The sequence below is a fragment of the Microbacterium xylanilyticum genome (assembly GCF_054654695.1).
In genome coordinates this window covers 3,322,937-3,340,645 of the sequence record NZ_BAAIEN010000002.1, presented here as the reverse complement: position 1 = coordinate 3,340,645, position 17,709 = coordinate 3,322,937, and the positions used below count along the sequence as shown (strand labels likewise).

Below are 17,709 nucleotides of genomic sequence, written 5' to 3'. Positions count from 1 at the left end.
CAAACGACGCCGGGAAGCGCAGAAATCGCGACCTGGAGCCATCCGGGACAGCAGGTGACCCCCGGATCCGGAAGGATCCGAGGGTCGCATGCCGTGTGCGCTCAGGCCATCGCGGGGACGCGCTCGAACGCGCTCCCAGCGCGGGACAGCGCGTGGCGCACGTGCCAGCGGGCGCTGTAGGTGCCATCGGGCAGGGTGCTCAGCAGGTCGCGGTCGGCGAGAGCGAGGCCGTCGTGCAGGGCCTCACGCATCAGGTCGTCTCGCGACGCCGGGTACTCCATGCCCGCGAGGAACCGGTCGAGTGTGGATGGAAGCACCATCTCTCTTCTCCTCTCGTGGTGGGCAGATCGCGGTCAGGCGTCGATCTGCTGCTGGTCCAGGGAATTCACGGCGATGCGGCGCGGCTTGGCGCGCTCGCTCACCGGGATGATCACCGTCAGGACGCCGTTGTCGTAGGAGGCGTTGATGCCGTCGAGGTCGACGCCGTCGCCGAGGGCGAATTGCCGGAGGTACGAGCCCGCGTCGCGCTCGCGCGTGAACCAGCGCACGTTCGCCTGCCCGCCCATGGTGCGCTGGGCGCGGATCGAGAGCTGCCCGCCGTCCACATCGACGTCGATGGAGCCCGGGTCGACACCCGGCATGTCGGCGTGCAGCACGTACCGGTCGCCGTCGCGGTAGAGGTCCACGGGCATGCGCCGGAGCGCGCGCGGGGAGTCGAACACGCTTGCTGCGAAGCGATCGAGCTGGCTGAGAGGATCGAAACCGAGGGTCATGTCTACTCCTTTCCTGTGCGGCCCGTCAGGGCGTGCGGTCGTGAGGATGCAGGAGCTGCACGAGGATGCAGGATCTGCATCTGAAGGTGTAGATTTGTTATAGAACAGTGTTTGGAAAGTTGCAAGTGCTGAGGAGAACCCGCATGGCAGAGCGCGATTCCACGACCCCCGTGTACGGCATCGCCGTGGCTGCGGAGCTCGCGGACATGAACGCGGCGAGCCTGCGGCTGCTCGAGCAGAAGGGCCTGCTGACCCCGGCCCGCAGCCACGGGGGCACGCGCCGGTACAGCGACGACGATGTCGCCCGCCTGCAGCGTGTCGCCCGCCTGCGGGACGAGGGCATGAACATCGCGGGGATCGGGAGGGTGCTCGCCCTGGAGGACGAGAACGCGGGCCTGCGGGACGAGCTCGCGGCCGAGCGCGCGGAGAGCGCCGAGCTGCGCCGCCGCGCGTCCGAGCAGGCCTGACTCGCGGCCGCGGTGGCTCCGGCGCGGAGCATCCCAAAGCGGGATGCAGGAGAATAGAATGGCTGCATGAGCACTCAGATCGCTGTGCGGCTGCCGGATCCGGTCGTCGCGTTTCTCGACGAGGAGGTCGCTGCGGGCCGCGTCAGCAGCCGCGCCGCGCTGGTCGCATCCGCACTGGAGCGCGAGATGCGCCGGCTACTCGCCGAGCGCGATGTCGAGATCCTGCAGACAGACGGCGTCGCGGATGACCTCGACGGCCTGGTGGACTGGTCGGCGAATCACCTGGACGTCGGCGACTGATGCGGGAGATCTGTCTCGCCCGGCTGGACAAGACCCGGCCGGTGCTGGTGCTCACTCGAGAGGTGGCACGGCACGCGATGACCAAGGTGACGGTCGCCCCGATCACCTCGACGGTCAAGGGCCTCAGCAGCGAGCTGCCGGTGGGGCCGCGCAACGGGCTCGATCACGACTGCGCGGTGTCGCTCGACAACACCCTGACAATCCCGGTGGACCGGCTCGGTCGCACCATCGGATACCTCGGCGAGGAGCAGGAGCGCCTCCTCGCTCGCGCCGTGGTGCTGGCGTTCGACCTCGATATGCCTCTCATGGAGTCCTGAGGCCCCGGCCGAGCCCAGCCGGATCCGCCCCACTCGGTCCCTGAGCCTGTCGAAGGGACGGGAGCCACGGCTTGCCGACCTCACCGCACGAGGCCGCCGGATCGCGAGAGATCCGGGGGCCTCGTATAAGAAGGAGCGTCAGCGCGTCGCGGATCCGACCGCCGCCTCGTCGGCGGCGGACTCGACGGCCTCGGGCGCCTCGTCCTCGATGTCCTCGGCGAACGGCAGACCGTTGCGGGGAGCGTCGTAGAGGTCGAGGTCGAGGATGCCCTCGCGCTTGGCGACGATCGTCGGCACCAGGGCCTGGCCCGCGACGTTGACCGCGGTGCGGCCCATGTCGAGGATCGGGTCGATCGCGAGCAGCAGGCCGACGCCCTCGAGCGGCAGACCCAGCGTCGACAGGGTGAGGGTCAGCATCACGATCGCGCCGGTGGTGCCGGCGGTCGCGGCGGATCCGACCACCGAGACGATGACGATGAGCAGGTACTGCATGATGCTCAGGTCGATGTGGAAGAACTGCGCGACGAAGATCGCGGCGAGCGCCGGGTAGATCGCGGCGCAGCCGTCCATCTTGGTGGTGGCGCCGAGCGGCACCGCGAACGAGGCGTAGCCGCGGGGCACGCCGAGGTTGCGCTCGGTGACGCGCTCGGTGAGGGGCAGCGTGCCGATCGAGCTGCGGCTCACGAACGCGAGCTGCACGGCGGGCCACACACCGGAGAAGTACTGCTTGATGGAGAGGCCGTGCGACTTCACCAGGATCGGGTAGACCACGAACAGCACCAGGGCGAGTCCGAGGTAGATCGCGCCGGTGAACCAGGCGAGCGAGGTGAGCTTGTCCCAGCCGTAGTTGATGACGGCGGATCCGATCAGGCCGAACGTGCCGAGCGGGGCGATGCGGATGATCCACCACAGCACGCGCTGGATGACCTTGAGCAGCGACTCGGTGAAGGCCAGGAACGGCTCGGCCTTGCGGCCCGCCTTGAGCGCGGCGATTCCCACCGCGACAGCCACCACGATGACCTGCAGGATGTTGAAGCTCACGCCCGAGACGAAGGTGCCCTCGGCGGGGCCGGCGGTGGTGTTGACCGCGAGGCCGAGGAAGTTCTGCGGGATGAGGCCGAGGAGGAAGTTCCACCAGGTGCCGACGGTGGGCGGGGCGCCCTTGGCGAGGTCGGTGCCCGCGTGCGCGCCCGGCTGGATGGTGATGCCGAGCACGATGCCGATGGACACGGCGATGAATGCGGTGATCGCGAACCAGAGCAGCGTCTGGCCGGCGAGGCGCGCGGCGTTCTGCACGCGGCGCAGGTTGGAGATGCTCGCGACGATCGCGGTGAAGATGAGCGGCACCACGGCCGCGCGCAGCAGCGTGACGTACGAGCCGCCGATCTTGTCGAGCGTGTCGGACAGCACCGTGTGGTTGTCGTGCGTGGCGCCGAGTTGGCGGCCGATGAGGCCTGCGGCGATGCCGAGCACGAGCGCGGCGATGATCTGGAAGCCGAAGGACGTCAGCAGCTTGCGGACGGGTCCGCGCGTGTCCGGCGCCTTCGGGCGCCGTGCGGTGGTGTTGGTGCTCATGAAGACTCCAAGTCGGTGCGCTGGGTGCGCCGGGAGGATCGGCGCCGTTCGCGCCGGGACGATGGGCGCCGTGGCGCCGGATGTCTTCAACGCTATGAGTCCGCTGGTATTCCATTCGCGGCTATGACGAACGATGACGATCCGTAGCTCCCTGAGCCTGTCGAAGGGCCCGCCCCGGCCCACCGCCGGTCCCTGAGCTCGTCGAAGGGCCCGGCCCGCGCCGCTTCCGGGGTCGTTGAGCGAGCACCGGCGCAGCCGGCGCGAGACGAAACGCCGCGCGTCGCGGATCCGTCCGGCCCCGGTCCCTGAGCGAGCCGAAGGCGAGACGAAGGGCCACCGCCCCAGGCGGGCGCTACGCCGTCGTGCCCGCGGTCGGGATCCCCAGTGCCGACCACGCCCGCAGCAGCGTGCGGTCGCCAGAGACCGCGACGAAGTCCTGCGTGTCCACCGCGAGCGCTGTGGCGCAGTGCATCGCGTCGTACCCGCGCAGCCCGTGGGCCGCGGTGAGGTCCGCGGCGGTGCGGATGATCGCCTCGGACGGAGAGACGTGCGCCATCGCCGTCCACCGCTCGTCGAAGACCGCAACGGCAGCGCGACGGCGGGCGTCGTCGATGCGACCCATTCGCTGCGCCAGAGCCAGCGCGGCATGCACTTCGACGAGCGTCAGCGCCGAGGTGACGACCAGATCCGCGGCATCCCACAGCTGCGCACAGCGCTCGCTCGCAGGCTCGGCGATGATCAGCGGCACCACGGCCGACGTGTCGAAGTACGCGAGCACTCAGTACCTGCCTGAGCTCTCCGCGATCAGGTCGCTTACGAGCCCGTCGGTGGCGATCGGGGCCGTGAAGTCGGTGCGCCGCGGTCCCGCGGGCATCGTGGCGAGGCCCGCGCGGGCGAGTGCCTCGATGCCGGATTCCGTGGTGAACGGGACGATGCGGGCGATCGGTCGGCCGTGATCGGTGACCACGATCTCATCGCCGTGGCGCACATCCGCGAGGTGCCGGCTGAGCGCGTCGCGAAGCTCCCGGATCCCGATTGTGGCGACATTCATAGGCCAATTGTAGCCACACATCAGATGCGTTGGACCTGCGGCGACCATCGGATGTCGTCGTCCGGCTGGACGTAGTGCCGGTCAGCTCGCGCGACGCCGCTTGTCCGTCGTTGATGCCGGGAACATGTCGAGCGTGAGGTCCTCGAGGAAGTAGCCCGCCGGCGTCTTCAGCGCCTCCGCGAGCCGCACGAGCGTCTGCACGTTCGGCAGCGCACGCCCCGCCTCGTATGCCCGCACGTTCGACGAGTCGATGTCGCTGTACGCCGCGAGCTGGTCCTGCGTCATCGTCGACGACTCCCGCGCCCGCCGGATCCGAGCCCCGATGTGGGCTGCAGCGGCGGACGGGACTCGAGGCACCCCTCAAGCGTCGGGATTGTCCGTGACTTGTGCCAGGGTTAACGCACCCGGGTACAAGTACCGCGCCCGGGTGAGGACTCGTGCATTCCCCGCACTCCTCTGTCGCCGCGCAGGAGGAACGAACATCCATGTCACCGACGACCAAGGAAGCGCAGCGGGCTGAGCTGCACAAGACGATCTGGCGCATCGCGAACGACCTGCGTGGATCCGTCGACGGCTGGGACTTCAAGAGCTACGTGCTCGGCTTGCTCTTCTACCGGTTCATCTCCGAGAACTTGACCGCGTATATCAACAAGGGGGAGCACGACGGGGGCGACCTCGAGTTCGACTACGCGCACCTTCCCGACGAGGCCGCCGAGTTCGGCCGCCGGACTACGGTCGAGGAGAAGGGCTTCTACATCCTGCCGTCGGAGCTCTTCGTCAACGTCCGGGCACATGCGGCCGGCAACGCGAACCTGAATGAGACGCTCGAGCGGGTCTTCCGGGACATCGAGGCATCCGCGCTCGGCACCGCCAGCGAAGACGACTTCAAGGGGCTGTTCGACGACATCGATGTGAACAGCAACAAGCTCGGTGCCACGGTCGCGAAGCGGAACGAGAAGCTGGTGAAGCTGCTCGACGCGATCGGCGATCTGCCGCTCGGCAACCTGCAGGACAACACGATCGATCTCTTCGGTGACGCCTACGAGTACCTCATGCAGATGTACGCCGCAAACGCGGGTAAGTCGGGCGGTGAGTACTACACGCCGCAGGAGGTTTCCGAGCTGCTCGCGCGGATCACGGTGTTCGGCAAGACCGAGGTGAACAAGGTCTACGACCCTGCCTGCGGCTCCGGATCCCTCCTGCTGAAGTTCGCGAAGGTGCTTGGTGAGAAGAACGTCCGCCAGGGCTTCTACGGCCAGGAGATCAACCTGACCACGTACAACCTCGCGCGGATGAACATGTTCCTGCATGACATCGACTACGAGAAGTTCGATATCGCGCATGGGGACACGCTTCTGGATCCGATGCACCGGGATGCGGAGCCGTTCGAGGCGATCGTCTCCAACCCGCCGTACTCGGTGAAGTGGGATGGTGATGCGGATCCGCTGCTCATCAACGACGAGCGCTTCGCCCCTGCCGGTGTGCTCGCGCCGAAGTCGAAGGCTGACCTCGCCTTCACCATGCACATCCTGAACTCGCTTTCAGTCAACGGGACCGCGGCAATCGTCGAGTTCCCCGGTGTTCTCTATCGCGGCGGCGCCGAGCAGAAGATCCGCAAATACCTCATCGACAACAACTACGTCGATGCGGTGATCCAGCTGCCGCCGGATCTTTTCTTCGGCACGACGATTGCGACGTGCGTCATCGTGCTGAAGAAATCGAAGTCCGACAACGCCGTGTTGTTCATCGACGCATCCGCCGAGTTCACGCGCGTCGGCAACAAGAACAAGCTCACGCCGGACCACCAGCAGAACATCATCGACCTGTTCGGTGCAAGGCGGAGCGTCGACCACGTTGCGGCCCTCGTGTCCAACGCCGACATCGGGGAGAACGGGTACAACATCGCGGTGTCGAGCTACGTCGAGGCGCGGGATACGCGTGAGGTGATCGACATCACGGAGCTGAACGCTGAGATCGAGCGCATCGTCGCGCGGCAGGCGGAACTGCGGCGCTCGATCGACGCGATCGTCGCCGAACTGGAGGGCGCACAGTGACCACGGAGATGCCCAACTGGGAAGGATTCATGATCCCGACCCTTCGGGTCCTCAGCGACGGGGGCGTCAGGCACTGGCGAGAGTTCCAGCCGCTCGTGGCGGACGAGGTGAAGCTCACTGACGAGCAGCGCAAGGAGATGCTGCCGTCGGGGAGCCAGGTGAAGTTCGAGAATCGCATCGGATGGGGCGTCTCGTTCTTGACGAATGTCGGCGCCCTCGATCGCCCAAAGCGCGGCCACTACGTGATCACCGACGCGGGCCAACAGCTCCTCGCGATGTTCCCGAACGGGGTGCGAGAGCGAGACGTTCAGGCGCTAGGCAAAGACCCGAACTCCCCGATTAGGGAGTACCAGAAAGCAGAGCACAAGAAGTCGGACGGCGCTACGCGGTCGGTAGCGGGTGAATCGATGACGCCTACCGAGCAGGTGTTGCAGGGCATAACCCGCATCAATGACGAGGTCGCCGCCGAGTTGCTCTTGCGCTTGCAGGGCAAGGAGCCAGGCTTCTTCGAACAGGCCGTGGTGCAGTTGCTTCTGGCTATGGGATATGGCGGCACGACGGGCAGCGGCAATGTCACACAATTGAGTAACGACGGCGGCATCGACGGTGTGATCGACCAGGACGTTCTCGGCCTCAGCCGTGTCTACATTCAGGCGAAGCGCTACGCGGACGACAACGTCGTTGGTCGTCCCGACTTGCAGGCGTTCGTCGGAGCGCTCGCGGGCAAAGCGGATGGAGGCGTCTTCATCACGACCAGTCGGTTCTCTGAGGGCGCGCGAACGTACGCCGATGCGATTCCGGCGCGCATCATCCTGATCGACGGCAAGCGCCTCACGAGCCTCATGATTCGCTACGGCGTGGGGGTGCAGGTGCGCAACACCTACAAGATCGTCGAGATCGACGAGGGGGACTGCTGCACGGATAGGTGACAGGTTATAGTCACGCCGCCAGTGCGACGGTCGTGTTCATGATGGTCTCGAACTCGATGGGCGTCAAACGGCCCAGGCGTGCCTGGCGTCGGCGACGGTGGTAGGTCCGTTCGATCCAGGTCACCATCGCGATGCGGAGTTGCTCGCGGGTGGTCCAGGTTCGGCGGTTGAGGACGTTCTTCTGCAGCAGCGCGAAGAACGATTCCATAGCTGCGTTGTCTCCGCTGGACCCTACTCTGCCCATGCTCCCGACCATGCGATGCCGGCTGAGGGCGCGGAGCATCTTCCGGCTTCGGAACTGAGATCCCCTGTCGGAATGCACGATGCATCCGGCGACGTCGCCGCGCATCGCAACAGCGTTCTCGAGGGCTTGGACGGCCAGACGGGACTTCATCCGGGAGTCGATCGAGTACCCGACGATCCGTCCCGAGTAGACGTCCTTGATGGCGCAGAGGTAGAGCTTGCCCTCCGCGGTCCGGTGTTCCGTGATGTCGGTCAGCCACAGTTCGTTCGGCGCCTCCGCTGTGAACACGTGCCGCACACGCCCGTCCTCGTCGACGACCGCGCACAGGTCGTCGTGGACGGGAGGGCCGGGTCGGCGGCCCTTGCCGCGCTTGGGCTTGCCGAACGCGCTGAACCAGCCGTTACTCGACGCGATCCGCCACGCCGTCCGATCCGACATCGCCTCTCCGTTGTCGCGGGCCTCGTCGGCGAGGAGGCGGTGCCCGAACTCGGGGTCGTCCTGGTGCGCGTCGAATAGCGCGTTCGCGCGATACGCCTCCACCACCTCACTATCGGTGATGGGGTTCGCCAGCCAGCGGTAGTAGGGCTGGCGGGAGAGCTTCAATACCCGGCACGTCACCGTCACAGGAATCCCTGCGGCGGCGAGCTCCGTCACGAGCGGGTAGAACCTTTTCCCGGCAGGTTCGCCTGCGACAGATACGCCGCCGCACGCCGCAGGACCTCGTTCTCCTGTTCGAGGAGCCGGTTTCGCTTCCGCAATTCGCGGATCTCGGCCGCCTCGGTTCGGGACTGGCCGGGCTTGGCTCCCTCGTCGATGTCGGCGCGACGCATCCACTTCTGCAACGTCATGGGGTGAACACCGAAGTCTTTCGCGATCTGCTCGATCGTCACACCGGGCTCACGATTTCGCGCGACGCGCACGACATCGTCACGGAACTCAGTGGGGTAGGGCTTCGGCACAGCAACATCCTTCCAGGCCAACCCCTCGGGCAAGCCAGATCAGATGTCACCTATTCGTGCAGCAGTCCCATCTCATCCGAGAGCACGGTCGTCGCCGAGTACGTTCCCGAGCCGCAGGACGCGACCGCATACCAGTCGGAGGCGGAACTCGAGCGGGAGACGATTCGGCTCCTGCAATCGCAGGCGTACGATTACCTTCCGATCACCACGGAGGCGCAGCTTGTCGCGAACCTGCGCACCCAGCTCGAGCTTCTCAACGACATCACGTTCAGCAACGGCGAATGGGAGCGATTCTTCACCGACAAGCTCGCCAGCAAGAACGACGGGATCGTCGAGAAGGCCGTGCGGATCCAGGAGGATCACGTCCAGATCCTCAAGCGTGATGACGGTTCGACGAAGAACATCACGCTCATCGACAAGACGAACGTCCACAACAACCGTCTGCAGGTCATCAACCAGTACGAAATCGGCAGGGGCGGCGACGGCGGCGGGAAGTACGCGAACCGCTACGACGTCACGGTGCTGGTGAACGGCCTGCCGATGGTGCACATCGAACTGAAGCGCCGAGGCGTCGACCTGCGTGAGGCGTTCAACCAGATCGATCGCTACCAGCGGGACAGCTTCTGGGCCGGATCCGGTCTCTTCGAGTACGTGCAGCTGTTCGTCATCAGCAATGGCACACTCACGAAGTACTACTCGAACACCACCCGCACCCGTCATCTCGACGCAGACAAGAAGGCAAGGCGCGGCAAGAAGAGCAGCAACTCCTTCGAGTTCACGTCATGGTGGGCCGATGCGCAGAACAAGCCAATTCAGGAGTTGACCGCGTTCGTAAGGACCTTCTTCGCGAAGCATGCCTTGCTCAATATCCTCACTCGTTATTGCGTGCTCACCGAGGACAAGAGCCTGCTCGTCATGCGTCCGTACCAAATCGTCGCGACAGAGCGGATCCTGCAGCGCATCGAGATCGCGACCAACTACAAGCGCCTAGGGACTGTTGCCGCGGGCGGGTATGTCTGGCACACCACCGGTTCGGGGAAGACGCTGACCTCGTTCAAGACAGCTCAGCTCGCCTCGAAGATGCCGAGTGTCGACAAGGTGCTGTTCGTCGTGGATCGCAAGGATCTCGACTACCAGACCATGCGCGAATACGACCGGTTCGAGAAGGGCGCCGCGAACTCCAACGGATCCACCGCTGTGCTGAAGAGGCAGCTCGAGGATTCGGGCGCGCGGATCATCATCACGACGATTCAGAAGCTGTCCAACTTCGTCCGGGCAAACAAGGGCCATGAGATCTACTCCGGCCACATCGTGCTCATCTTCGACGAGTGCCATCGGTCGCAGTTCGGCGACATGCACTCCCAGATCACGCGCGCGTTCCGACGCTACAACCTCTTCGGCTTCACCGGTACGCCGATCTTCTCGGCCAACGCCGGAACCGGTGGAAACCCGCTTCTGAAGACGACGGAGCAGGCGTTCGGCGACAAGCTGCACACCTACACAATCGTCGACGCCATCACGGACAAGAACGTCCTGCCGTTCCGGATCGACTATCTCAACTCAGTGCAGGTCGGCGCGGTCATCGACAAGGAAGTTGCCCGTATCGACAGCGAGAAGGCGCTGCTGGACTGGGATCGCATCGGCAAGATCGTCGCCTATACACTCGAGCATTTCGACCAGAAGACGCGACGATCCTCGAGCTATGAGCACGCCGTCGTGATGAATGTCGCGGATGCAGTGCGAAGGCGGCAGAAAGTCGAAGCGATCATAAAGCCCCGGCGTGTGAGGGGGTTCAACGCGATCTTCGCAACGGCGTCGATCGACGCGGCTCGTCGCTATTACACGCAGTTCCAGCTTCAGCAGGAAGAGTTGCCGCCGGCGCGCAGGCTCAAGGTCGGACTCATCTATTCATACGGCGCGAACGACGCCGTTGATGACGTGTTCGACGACGAGGAGTTCGACACCGAAGGTCTGGCCGGCGACGCGCGCGACTTCCTCGAAGACGCCATCCAGGACTACAACGACATGTTCGGGACGAGCTACGACACGAGCGCGGAACGTTTCCAGAACTACTACAAGGATCTGTCGCAGCGGATGAAGAACTGCGAGATCGACCTGGTCATCGTCGTCAACATGTTCCTCACTGGTTTCGACGCCACGACCCTGAACACCCTCTTCGTCGACAAGAACCTGCGATCGCACGGCCTGATCCAGGCGTTTTCGCGCACGAACCGGATCCTCAACTCGGTGAAGACGTACGGCAACATTGTGTCGTTCCGAAATCTCGAGGAACAGACCAACGCCGCACTGGAACTCTTCGGGAACAAGGACGCCCGAGGTGTCGTGCTCCTGAAGCCTTACCGGGAGTATTACGACGCGTACACGGAGAAGGTCGCGACCCTGGTGCAGGCATTCCCGCTCGGGCAGCCGATCATCGGCGAGGCAGCGCAGAAGGAGTTCATCGAGCTGTTCGGCGCCATCCTGCGGCTGCAGAACATCCTCGTCTCGTTCGACGAGTTCGCGGAGCAGGATCCGCTGTCGCCACGCGAAGCGCAGGATTACCGGAGCATCTATCTCGACCTCTACGCCGAGTTCCGCAAGAACCGGGACGCCGACAAGGAATCGATCAATGATGATGTCGTCTTCGAGATCGAACTGATCAAGCAGGTCGAGATCAATGTCGACTACATTCTCCTGCTCGTCGAGAAGTACCGTGCGAGTTCGGGGGACGGCGAGGACAGGGAGATCCGTGCGCAGATATCGCGCGCCGTCGATTCGAGTCCGACCCTTCGCAGCAAACGCGACCTTGTCGAAGACTTCGTCAACTCCATCACCATGGACGGTGCCGTGGACGATCAGTGGCAGCGATTCATCGCGGCCAAGCGCGAAGCCGAACTGGAAGCGCTCATCTCTGAACAGGGACTGCGTGCCGAACAGACGCGGGCGTTCGTCGAGTCGGCCTTCCGCGATGGCCGGTTGAGCACCTCCGGCACGGCGATCACCGCGATCCTGCCGCCCGGGTCACGATTCGCGCCTGAGGGCGGCCACGGCGAGAAGAAGCGGCGCGCGATCGATGGGCTCACGAGATTCTTCGAGCGCTTCCTCGGGTTGGGAGCCGCGGCCGAGGACGAAGTCGGATGAAAGTCATCCTGCTCCATTCGGTTCGGACCAGGCCGTACGGAAAGCTCGAGCCCGTTGGCGTCTGGGAGATCGCAGACGAAGGCCATCGGTGCTTCTACCCGGATGGCAACGAGAAATACGAGGCTCGGGGCTCGAAGGCGCTCTTTGACCAGCCACACGTTCCTCCGGTCGAATGGGCGCTCTATCGTGCGGACACCTCTCCGAACTGGCGAATTCTTCCGCCCGCGGACGCGCTGTTCGATGAAGATAGGCCGGTCGATTTGGCAGCGCTGCTCGAGGAAGCGAAGGGAAAGTTCCAGCAGGCTGTCGTGCCTTCGCGTTACCCCTTGCGACCACAGGCCGTGCCACACCTCGCCGCGTCCTCGGAAGCGAAGTCGGTTAACGATGCGCGCACCGTCGCGAACTCCTGGTGGCTTGCGGGGGAATTGGTGCGCCGGCACCCGGAACTCGTCGCGTATGAGATGCATCCAGGTGGCGGAATGTACGACGTGCTGAGGGTCGCTCATCCTCGTGAGGTGTCTCCCGGAGCGACCCGCGAGGGGCCGCAAATTGTCATGAACCGAGCGGGATCGTTGCACTTGAGTGCTCCTGCAGGCGAGGGAAAGAACATCGACTGGGCGGCCGTGGACGAACGTCGCTATGACGTCCTGCCGAAGTTGGAGGAGGCCCTGGGCTTCGTCCCGAGTGCACCCGCTGCGGCAACCGGACGCAGCCTGGCATATCGCTTCTTCGCCAGCGCGCTCGACCTGTTTGTAACCGACGGGCACTGGTGGGATGTTCGCTGCGAGTTCCTCGACACGTCAGATGCGTATGGGAACGACGATCCAGGGCACATCCGTGAATTTCCGTCAGCTGTGAGGGATCAGCGCTCGATCGAGCAATTGGGCATCTACGGTGAGCCGCTGAGCCACTTCTTCACATTGCTGCGTGACGGCGATCCCGTCGCAGTCGTCTCGCTGGAAGGGCGCCTCTATTGGAAGAAGGGTGCCCCAGTCGATCTCGCACTGGCTTACGCCAAGCATGATCGCCGGGTCCGTTGGATGACGGCGTCGCTGCTTCGCAACTGGCTGTAGCCAGGCCCTACGATTGCAACATTCGCCCCATGCATCCTCGGTCCCCTCGGCGTCCGGAGTTCGCTATCACCGCGGCGGTCGCGCTGCTCCACGAGCGCGGGATGCAGGGCGTCCGGATCAACGCGAACTTCTACGCGACCGGGCACTGGCGTTGCCGCGTATTCGTGCCGGAGCCGGGCGACGCGGAAGAGCGCAACGTCGTGCTGAGCTACTCGAACGCGTCCCGATGGGAACCGTTCCCCGAGCCGAAGGTTGATGGAATCGCGGACATGCTGGCGCTGGCGGTGGGCGAATACCCTGGGCACGTCGGGCGGATCCGGAGTACGTCGCCTGGCTAGCGGAGCTGCGGGAACGCACCGGTGGCGGGAGCTTCGTCATGTGGGAGGACGCCTTCACCGCGGAGCGGATGTGGCCGCAGCGCGGGCTGGTGCGCCTGCTCTACGCGGATCCTGACACCGCACAACGCGACAGAGCCGCGCACGATGGGGTGGACGAGTATGGATGGTCGCTCGCGGGAACGATGCCGGTGCCGCCGGTGTGACGAGGGCGAGGGAGGGCGATTAACCCGGGTTAATCGCCCGCGAGGCCGGCCCGAGAGGTTGCCGCGTTTCGTCCGCTCCCTCGCTCAACGACCTCGGTGAACGGCCCCCGGAAGCAGTGTCCGATAGCGCGCTACGGGAACAGCTGCTCCAGCGTCGGCCAGTCGCCGTCGTCCAGAGCCTTCGTCGCTGCGGCCTGGGCTTGGGGTGAGACGTGACCGGAGAGCGCCTTCGCCCAGAGTGCGCGAGCCGCATCCAGGTCGTGGGTGCGCACCGCCGCCCCGATCTCATAGATCGTGCTGTTGTACTCCACCGTGTTCGTGCCCGCCACGGCGTCGAAAGGGGCGTACGGATGGATGAACGGGATCGTCGGATCCGGACGAAGGATCAGCTGCGCGCCGGGTTGGATCGCGTTGCTCAGCACGTGATTGAAGAAGCGCAGCGACGTGAAGTCGAAGCAGAGGCGCTCGTCGATCGAGATCAGATTGTCGTTCGGGACGACGATGTACGCGAACATCTCATCGCCGTGCCACACCACCTCTCCGCGAGCACCCGGCCGAGAGCCGTTGTCGCGCATCGCCTCCGGGTTGATCAGCTTCGGGATGACGGGCGCGTCGCCCTGGGACTCGAACAGGAGCGATGCCTCGCTCGCGCACCCGCCGGCGCTCGAGGTCGGCGACGGCGTCGGTGACGGGGACGTCGTTGGATCGGCGACCGGCGCGGAGGTCGACTCGGTCTCCGTGGCCGCGCGGCTGACCCCCTGTTCGAAGCTCCTGATCGCGGCGAATGCGGGGTAGGCGAGCGCGACGAGGCCGGCGACGACGACCGCCGCGCCGATTCCGGTGGCGATCTTGGCTGCGCGGCTCACGAGGATCAACGTACAGCGGCAGCGGATCCCGACGCCAGGGTTGTTGGCGCGGGAACCAGACAGGGCGTTTCGTCCCACTTCGCTCGCTCAACTTCCAGTGGAAGCGGATCCTCCTCCTGCGACGACAGCTCGGCCAGGCGACCGTCTCACTCCTCGCCGTCGCGTGCATCGAGGGCTTCCTCGAGGAGGTCGTGAACGTCTTCCCACTCCTCCGGGTCGCGCGAGTTCTCGATGCGGAAGTGCACGTAGGCGTCGAGCGCCTCCAGCGCCTCGTCGAAGAGATCCGGATCCGCACCTCCTGCCGCGTCGTCCGCGAACATCAGCTCGATGAGCTTCTCCATGTGTTGCGGGACATCGGGCCGCAGCCCCTCATCGCGCATCACGACCAGGATGCTCTCGAACATGTTCATCGTGTCTTCGAAGAACTCAGGGGTGAAATCGGGCTGATGCACGAGCCACCTGGCGAACTCGTGGGCAGACGGACCGAACTGCGGCTGGCTCGATGGCGGCACGAACTGCGCGCCGGCGGCTCCGGTATCCGCGGCCGCGCTCGGCTCGGATCCGGCGTCGTCGGCGGATCCGGCGGGCTTGCGCCGGGGCTCGTCGCCGGGATCGAGTTCGTCGGACGGGTCGGTCATCAGGTCAGCGTAGGACGACCGGCGGTCGCGTCGGAGCGCCTGTGCACAACCTCGCCTCTCTGCCTGTGCTCCCGGTGGGCGGCATCGATTCGCGGGGCCTGACCCCTGACGGTTGATCCAGACCGAGTGAGCGTCCTGCCGCCCAGATGCTGGGCGGGAAGGCTCGACAAGGACATGGCAACCAGAAAAGGCCCAGCCCGGAGCAGGTCCAGCGGTCTTTGCCGCTGCCTGCGCCCGCCGGTGATCAACGCTGCTCAAGCCCGAGCCGCGTGCGCCTGTGAGGGCGTGAGAAAGTGGTGGCATGAGTTCGCCCCAGACGCTGAGCGAGGCAGACCGGCGGGTCCTGGCCGCGTGGGCGGCCGACTGTGCAGAGCGGGTGCTGGCCGTGTTCGAGGCGGAAGCCGCCGGTGACGACCGCCCTCGCGACGCCATCGCCCGGGCTCGGGCATATTCGCGCGGCGAGCTGGACACCGCCGGCGAGATCCGCCGGCGATTCGTCGCTGGGCGTTCGGCCCGAGACGTTCGCGCTCCCGCCGCAGTGGCGGCCGCCCACGCCGCCTCCCACGCCGCAGCTGTCGCCCACATGGGTGCACACGCACTCGGCGCCGCCGCGTACGCTGCGAAGGCCGCTGGACTGGCAGCCCCAGACCATCCGGACGCCGCCGGCGAGGAAATCCGCTGGCAGCTCGCCCACCTGTCGGGCACAGCCAGGGCCGCCCTGAAACAACTGCCGCCGGTCGGTGAGAACTCCTCAGGCCCGCTCGGACCCGGCCTGCTTTCCGCCGGCGTTCTCGGCTCGATAACCGGCGAACTCCAAGCCGCGCTGACCGACCGCAGCGACTGACAGGCTACGACGCGACCGGTTGATCGACTCTCAAACGATGTGGACCGGGCTCCGGGGTCCGGTCAACAGGACATTCCCAGGATCCAGCCTGTGGATAAATGTTCGAATGTCGGTGGTCGCTGAGATCATGAGATATGGCTTCCTTCGACGAGATCGCATCGCTGATCCCCACCCTCCGGGGTCGGCTCGGCGCGGGTGCGAGCCTCGAAGACGCGTTGTCCGTGATCCTCGGGTTGAGCGATGAGGAGCTGGTGCCGACGATCGGGGAGACAGCCGAGCTCGGTGTGCTGATCGAGCAGCTGCAGGCGATCGAGGCGGGCGTGCTCCACGCGCGGTCGTCGTGGCGGGCGGGACATGAGGGGCTCGCACAGCGGCTGGGGCATCGGTCGGCGGCGTCGCTGATGCAGGACCTCGGCGGCATGAGCAAGGCGGAGGCGTCCCGGCGTGTGCGCGTGGGCGAGGCGCTTCTCGATGAGGGGCCGGAGCCGGAACCCGAGAGTGCGGCGGACGCGGATCCAGGGTCTCAGGGCGGGGACCCGGGGCCGGGGCCGGACGGCGAGGATGCGGGGCCGGAGCCGAACTTTGGAGCAGATCCGGGGTTCGAGGGTGCGGACGAGCCGGCGGCGCCGCGGCCGGATTCGGATCCGGTGCTGCCCTGGTTCGAGTCGTTGCGCGCGGCACTGCGGGGCCGGAGCCTCACCTCGGCGCAGTTCGACGCGATCCGTCGCGGGCTGGGCGAGCCGCCCGCGGGGTCCGAGGAGGCGTGGTCGGCCGCGGCGGCCCAGCTGGTGGCGGAAGCTTCGAGGCGCACCGTGGAGGAACTCATCGCACACGCCCGGTGCGTGCGGGACCTGCTGGATCCGGTCGGCGCCGAGGAACGGGCGCAGGCGCGGTACGAGAGGCGGGCGTTCCGCACGTGGCTCGACGCCGAGGGCACCCGACGCGGGAGCATGGTGTTCGACGACGAGGGCGGTGCGTTCTTCGAGGCGATCTTCGCTGCGGCGTTGCGGCCGCGGCGGGGTGGTCCGCGGTTCGTCGACGCGGACGAGCAGGCCGCCGCAGCCGACCTGACCGCGGACACCCGCACCAATGATCAGCTCGCCTACGACCTGCTGCTGGACGTGGTGCGCGCCGGCGTGCTGGCCGACGCGTCGACGGTGTTCGGCGCCAGGCAGGCCGGTCTTCGGCTCGTGCAGACCCTCGGCCGCGACGGCGCGTTCGGGCGCGTGGCGGTCGCGGAGGACGGCCTCACCGTGGTGCCTGCCGCGGTCGCCGAGCGGCGGCTGTGCGAGGCGGGTGCGATCGTGGTGACGGTCGACTCCTGCGGCAACCCGCTCGATGTGGGCCGGGAGGAGCGCCTGTTCACGCCCAGGCAGCGCATCGGGCTGGCCATGCGCGACGGTGGATGCCGATGGCCCGGGTGCGACCGGCCGTCGTCGTACTGCGAGGCGCATCATATCGACGAGTGGCATCGCGATCAGGGCCGCACGCACATCGACCGGGGGATCCTGCTCTGCAGGTTCCACCATATGGAGCTGCATCACGGCGGGTGGCGGATCACCCGCGAAGGGACTGGCGACTTCGTGCTGCGCGGCGCCGACGGGAGCGCCACGACTCTGGTCCAGCGGCTGCCGCTGCGGTACCTGTGGGGCGACATCGACCCGCCGCCGAAACGGTTCCGCCCCGCCGCCTGACCGCACCCGAGAAGGGCCCGCGGCCGGGCGGGCCGGAGTGTGTTCGGCCGGGGCGGGTCCCCTCGGCGAGGTCAGCGACCGGGAGCGCAACGGGCCGGGCGCGGTCCGTTCGGCGAGGTCAGGGGTCGGGGTGCGCGACGGCCGGGGCGGGCCGGGGTCCCTTCGACGGGCTCAGGGGTCGGGGTGCGCGGCGGCTGGGCGGGTCCCTTCGACGGGCTCAGGGACCGGGGTGCGCGGCGGCTG

20 protein-coding genes are annotated in these 17,709 nt (G+C 66.4%); 11 read left to right on the top strand and 9 right to left on the bottom strand.

All coding sequences use genetic code 11. The features are described 5' to 3' along the window. Positions 1-101 precede the first annotated feature (101 nt). Positions 102-320, bottom strand: coding sequence for a DUF2795 domain-containing protein (locus ACYQ1L_RS16745; RefSeq protein ID WP_159574758.1), 219 nt, complete (start codon positions 318-320; stop codon positions 102-104). A gap of 33 nt (positions 321-353) precedes the next feature. Beyond that, positions 354-773 (bottom strand): Hsp20/alpha crystallin family protein, encoded by a 420-nt coding sequence (locus tag ACYQ1L_RS16740; RefSeq protein ID WP_460005150.1) that lies wholly within the window; start codon positions 771-773, stop codon positions 354-356. A gap of 143 nt (positions 774-916) precedes the next feature. On the opposite strand from ACYQ1L_RS16740, the gene ACYQ1L_RS16735 reads away from it, so the two are divergent. The 3 genes from ACYQ1L_RS16735 to ACYQ1L_RS16725 all read left to right on the top strand — a co-directional run bounded on the left by ACYQ1L_RS16735 (position 917) and on the right by ACYQ1L_RS16725 (position 1,857). Then, on the top strand, positions 917-1,240 hold the full coding sequence (locus ACYQ1L_RS16735) for a MerR family transcriptional regulator (protein ID WP_460005149.1): 324 nt from the start codon (positions 917-919) through the stop codon (positions 1,238-1,240). A 66-nt stretch (positions 1,241-1,306) separates the two neighbouring features. Further along, positions 1,307-1,540 carry a ribbon-helix-helix domain-containing protein gene (locus ACYQ1L_RS16730; RefSeq protein WP_460005148.1) on the top strand — a complete coding sequence of 78 codons (234 nt, stop codon included), beginning with the start codon at positions 1,307-1,309 and terminating at the stop codon, positions 1,538-1,540. Beyond that, complete coding sequence (locus ACYQ1L_RS16725; RefSeq protein ID WP_460005147.1) at positions 1,540-1,857, top strand: type II toxin-antitoxin system PemK/MazF family toxin; 318 nt, start codon at positions 1,540-1,542, stop codon at positions 1,855-1,857. Before ACYQ1L_RS16730 ends, ACYQ1L_RS16725 begins: the two co-directional genes overlap by 1 nt. A gap of 138 nt (positions 1,858-1,995) precedes the next feature. Here ACYQ1L_RS16725 and ACYQ1L_RS16720 read toward each other — a convergent pair whose 3' ends face one another. The 4 genes from ACYQ1L_RS16720 to ACYQ1L_RS16705 form a co-directional block, all read right to left on the bottom strand. Beyond that, complete coding sequence (locus ACYQ1L_RS16720; protein ID WP_460005146.1) at positions 1,996-3,432, bottom strand: dicarboxylate/amino acid:cation symporter; 1,437 nt, start codon at positions 3,430-3,432, stop codon at positions 1,996-1,998. Between the two features lie 352 nt (positions 3,433-3,784). After that, the gene (locus ACYQ1L_RS16715; protein WP_460005145.1) at positions 3,785-4,210 is read right to left on the bottom strand and encodes a type II toxin-antitoxin system VapC family toxin; all 426 of its coding nucleotides are present in this window, start codon (positions 4,208-4,210) and stop codon (positions 3,785-3,787) included. After that, the gene (locus ACYQ1L_RS16710) at positions 4,211-4,483 is read right to left on the bottom strand and encodes a type II toxin-antitoxin system Phd/YefM family antitoxin (protein ID WP_460005144.1); all 273 of its coding nucleotides are present in this window, start codon (positions 4,481-4,483) and stop codon (positions 4,211-4,213) included. It lies immediately after the preceding gene. A gap of 81 nt (positions 4,484-4,564) precedes the next feature. Beyond that, positions 4,565-4,840 carry a helix-turn-helix domain-containing protein gene (locus tag ACYQ1L_RS16705; RefSeq protein ID WP_460005143.1) on the bottom strand — a complete coding sequence of 92 codons (276 nt, stop codon included), beginning with the start codon at positions 4,838-4,840 and terminating at the stop codon, positions 4,565-4,567. 128 nt (positions 4,841-4,968) lie between these two features. Between ACYQ1L_RS16705 and ACYQ1L_RS16700 the strand changes: the two genes are divergently transcribed. Together ACYQ1L_RS16700 and ACYQ1L_RS16695 are read left to right on the top strand one after the other, a co-directional pair. Further along, on the top strand, positions 4,969-6,537 hold the full coding sequence (locus ACYQ1L_RS16700; protein WP_460005142.1) for a type I restriction-modification system subunit M: 1,569 nt from the start codon (positions 4,969-4,971) through the stop codon (positions 6,535-6,537). A 29-nt stretch (positions 6,538-6,566) separates the two neighbouring features. Then, on the top strand, positions 6,567-7,466 hold the full coding sequence (locus tag ACYQ1L_RS16695; protein WP_460005141.1) for a restriction endonuclease: 900 nt from the start codon (positions 6,567-6,569) through the stop codon (positions 7,464-7,466). Between the two features lie 10 nt (positions 7,467-7,476). On the opposite strand, the gene ACYQ1L_RS16690 is transcribed toward ACYQ1L_RS16695, so the two are convergent. After that, positions 7,477-8,669, bottom strand: a protein-coding gene (locus ACYQ1L_RS16690) for an IS3 family transposase (protein ID WP_460002364.1) whose coding sequence is annotated in 2 segments (ribosomal slippage) — positions 7,477-8,382 and positions 8,385-8,669 — 1,191 coding nt in all. Because the reading frame shifts where the segments join, the coding sequence is not laid out codon by codon here. Here ACYQ1L_RS16690 and ACYQ1L_RS16685 point away from each other — a divergent pair. Genes ACYQ1L_RS16685 through ACYQ1L_RS16670 form a run of 4 tightly spaced genes read left to right on the top strand, consistent with a single transcriptional unit; the run spans position 8,562 to position 13,424 of the window. Further along, positions 8,562-11,810 carry a type I restriction endonuclease subunit R gene (locus ACYQ1L_RS16685; protein ID WP_460005140.1) on the top strand — a complete coding sequence of 1,083 codons (3,249 nt, stop codon included), beginning with the start codon at positions 8,562-8,564 and terminating at the stop codon, positions 11,808-11,810. The two genes, ACYQ1L_RS16690 and ACYQ1L_RS16685, sit on opposite strands and share 108 nt — an antisense overlap. Next, positions 11,807-12,883, top strand: a complete 1,077-nt coding sequence (locus ACYQ1L_RS16680; protein ID WP_460005139.1) for a TY-Chap2 family putative peptide chaperone — start codon at positions 11,807-11,809, stop codon at positions 12,881-12,883. The genes ACYQ1L_RS16685 and ACYQ1L_RS16680 overlap by 4 nt, the downstream gene beginning before the upstream one ends. A 29-nt stretch (positions 12,884-12,912) precedes the next feature. Next, a complete protein-coding gene (locus ACYQ1L_RS16675; RefSeq protein ID WP_460005138.1) occupies positions 12,913-13,221 on the top strand; it encodes a hypothetical protein in 309 nt (102 codons plus the stop codon). Positions 13,222-13,259: 38 nt separating this feature from the next. Beyond that, entirely contained in the window at positions 13,260-13,424 is a 165-nt protein-coding gene (locus ACYQ1L_RS16670; RefSeq protein ID WP_460005137.1) for a hypothetical protein, read from the top strand. 131 nt (positions 13,425-13,555) lie between these two features. On the opposite strand, the gene ACYQ1L_RS16665 is transcribed toward ACYQ1L_RS16670, so the two are convergent. Both ACYQ1L_RS16665 and ACYQ1L_RS16660 read right to left on the bottom strand, forming a co-directional pair. Next, positions 13,556-14,290 carry a hypothetical protein gene (locus tag ACYQ1L_RS16665; RefSeq protein ID WP_460005136.1) on the bottom strand — a complete coding sequence of 245 codons (735 nt, stop codon included), beginning with the start codon at positions 14,288-14,290 and terminating at the stop codon, positions 13,556-13,558. 146 nt (positions 14,291-14,436) lie between these two features. Then, a complete protein-coding gene (locus ACYQ1L_RS16660) occupies positions 14,437-14,928 on the bottom strand; it encodes a hypothetical protein (protein WP_460005135.1) in 492 nt (163 codons plus the stop codon). Positions 14,929-15,229: 301 nt separating this feature from the next. On the opposite strand from ACYQ1L_RS16660, the gene ACYQ1L_RS16655 reads away from it, so the two are divergent. Both ACYQ1L_RS16655 and ACYQ1L_RS16650 read left to right on the top strand, forming a co-directional pair. Continuing rightward, a complete protein-coding gene (locus tag ACYQ1L_RS16655; RefSeq protein WP_460005134.1) occupies positions 15,230-15,772 on the top strand; it encodes a putative immunity protein in 543 nt (180 codons plus the stop codon). Positions 15,773-15,906: 134 nt separating this feature from the next. Continuing rightward, positions 15,907-17,466, top strand: a complete 1,560-nt coding sequence (locus tag ACYQ1L_RS16650) for an HNH endonuclease signature motif containing protein (protein ID WP_460005133.1) — start codon at positions 15,907-15,909, stop codon at positions 17,464-17,466. The last annotated feature ends 243 nt before the right edge of the window (positions 17,467-17,709 follow it).

What these genes read in the sequence shown, in the direction of transcription:
- ACYQ1L_RS16745 (WP_159574758.1), bottom strand. Translation starts at nt 320, where the DNA reads ATGGTGCTTCCATCCACACTCGACCGGTTCCTCGCGGGCATGGAGTAC.
- ACYQ1L_RS16740 (WP_460005150.1), bottom strand. Translation starts at nt 773, where the DNA reads ATGACCCTCGGTTTCGATCCTCTCAGCCAGCTCGATCGCTTCGCAGCA.
- ACYQ1L_RS16735 (WP_460005149.1), top strand. Translation starts at nt 917, where the DNA reads ATGGCAGAGCGCGATTCCACGACCCCCGTGTACGGCATCGCCGTGGCT.
- ACYQ1L_RS16730 (WP_460005148.1), top strand. Translation starts at nt 1,307, where the DNA reads ATGAGCACTCAGATCGCTGTGCGGCTGCCGGATCCGGTCGTCGCGTTT.
- ACYQ1L_RS16725 (WP_460005147.1), top strand. Translation starts at nt 1,540, where the DNA reads ATGCGGGAGATCTGTCTCGCCCGGCTGGACAAGACCCGGCCGGTGCTG.
- ACYQ1L_RS16720 (WP_460005146.1), bottom strand. Translation starts at nt 3,432, where the DNA reads ATGAGCACCAACACCACCGCACGGCGCCCGAAGGCGCCGGACACGCGC.
- ACYQ1L_RS16710 (WP_460005144.1), bottom strand. Translation starts at nt 4,483, where the DNA reads ATGAATGTCGCCACAATCGGGATCCGGGAGCTTCGCGACGCGCTCAGC.
- ACYQ1L_RS16700 (WP_460005142.1), top strand. Translation starts at nt 4,969, where the DNA reads ATGTCACCGACGACCAAGGAAGCGCAGCGGGCTGAGCTGCACAAGACG.
- ACYQ1L_RS16695 (WP_460005141.1), top strand. Translation starts at nt 6,567, where the DNA reads ATGATCCCGACCCTTCGGGTCCTCAGCGACGGGGGCGTCAGGCACTGG.
- ACYQ1L_RS16680 (WP_460005139.1), top strand. Translation starts at nt 11,807, where the DNA reads ATGAAAGTCATCCTGCTCCATTCGGTTCGGACCAGGCCGTACGGAAAG.
- ACYQ1L_RS16675 (WP_460005138.1), top strand. Translation starts at nt 12,913, where the DNA reads ATGCATCCTCGGTCCCCTCGGCGTCCGGAGTTCGCTATCACCGCGGCG.
- ACYQ1L_RS16670 (WP_460005137.1), top strand. Translation starts at nt 13,260, where the DNA reads ATGTGGGAGGACGCCTTCACCGCGGAGCGGATGTGGCCGCAGCGCGGG.
- ACYQ1L_RS16660 (WP_460005135.1), bottom strand. Translation starts at nt 14,928, where the DNA reads ATGACCGACCCGTCCGACGAACTCGATCCCGGCGACGAGCCCCGGCGC.
- ACYQ1L_RS16655 (WP_460005134.1), top strand. Translation starts at nt 15,230, where the DNA reads ATGAGTTCGCCCCAGACGCTGAGCGAGGCAGACCGGCGGGTCCTGGCC.
- ACYQ1L_RS16650 (WP_460005133.1), top strand. Translation starts at nt 15,907, where the DNA reads ATGGCTTCCTTCGACGAGATCGCATCGCTGATCCCCACCCTCCGGGGT.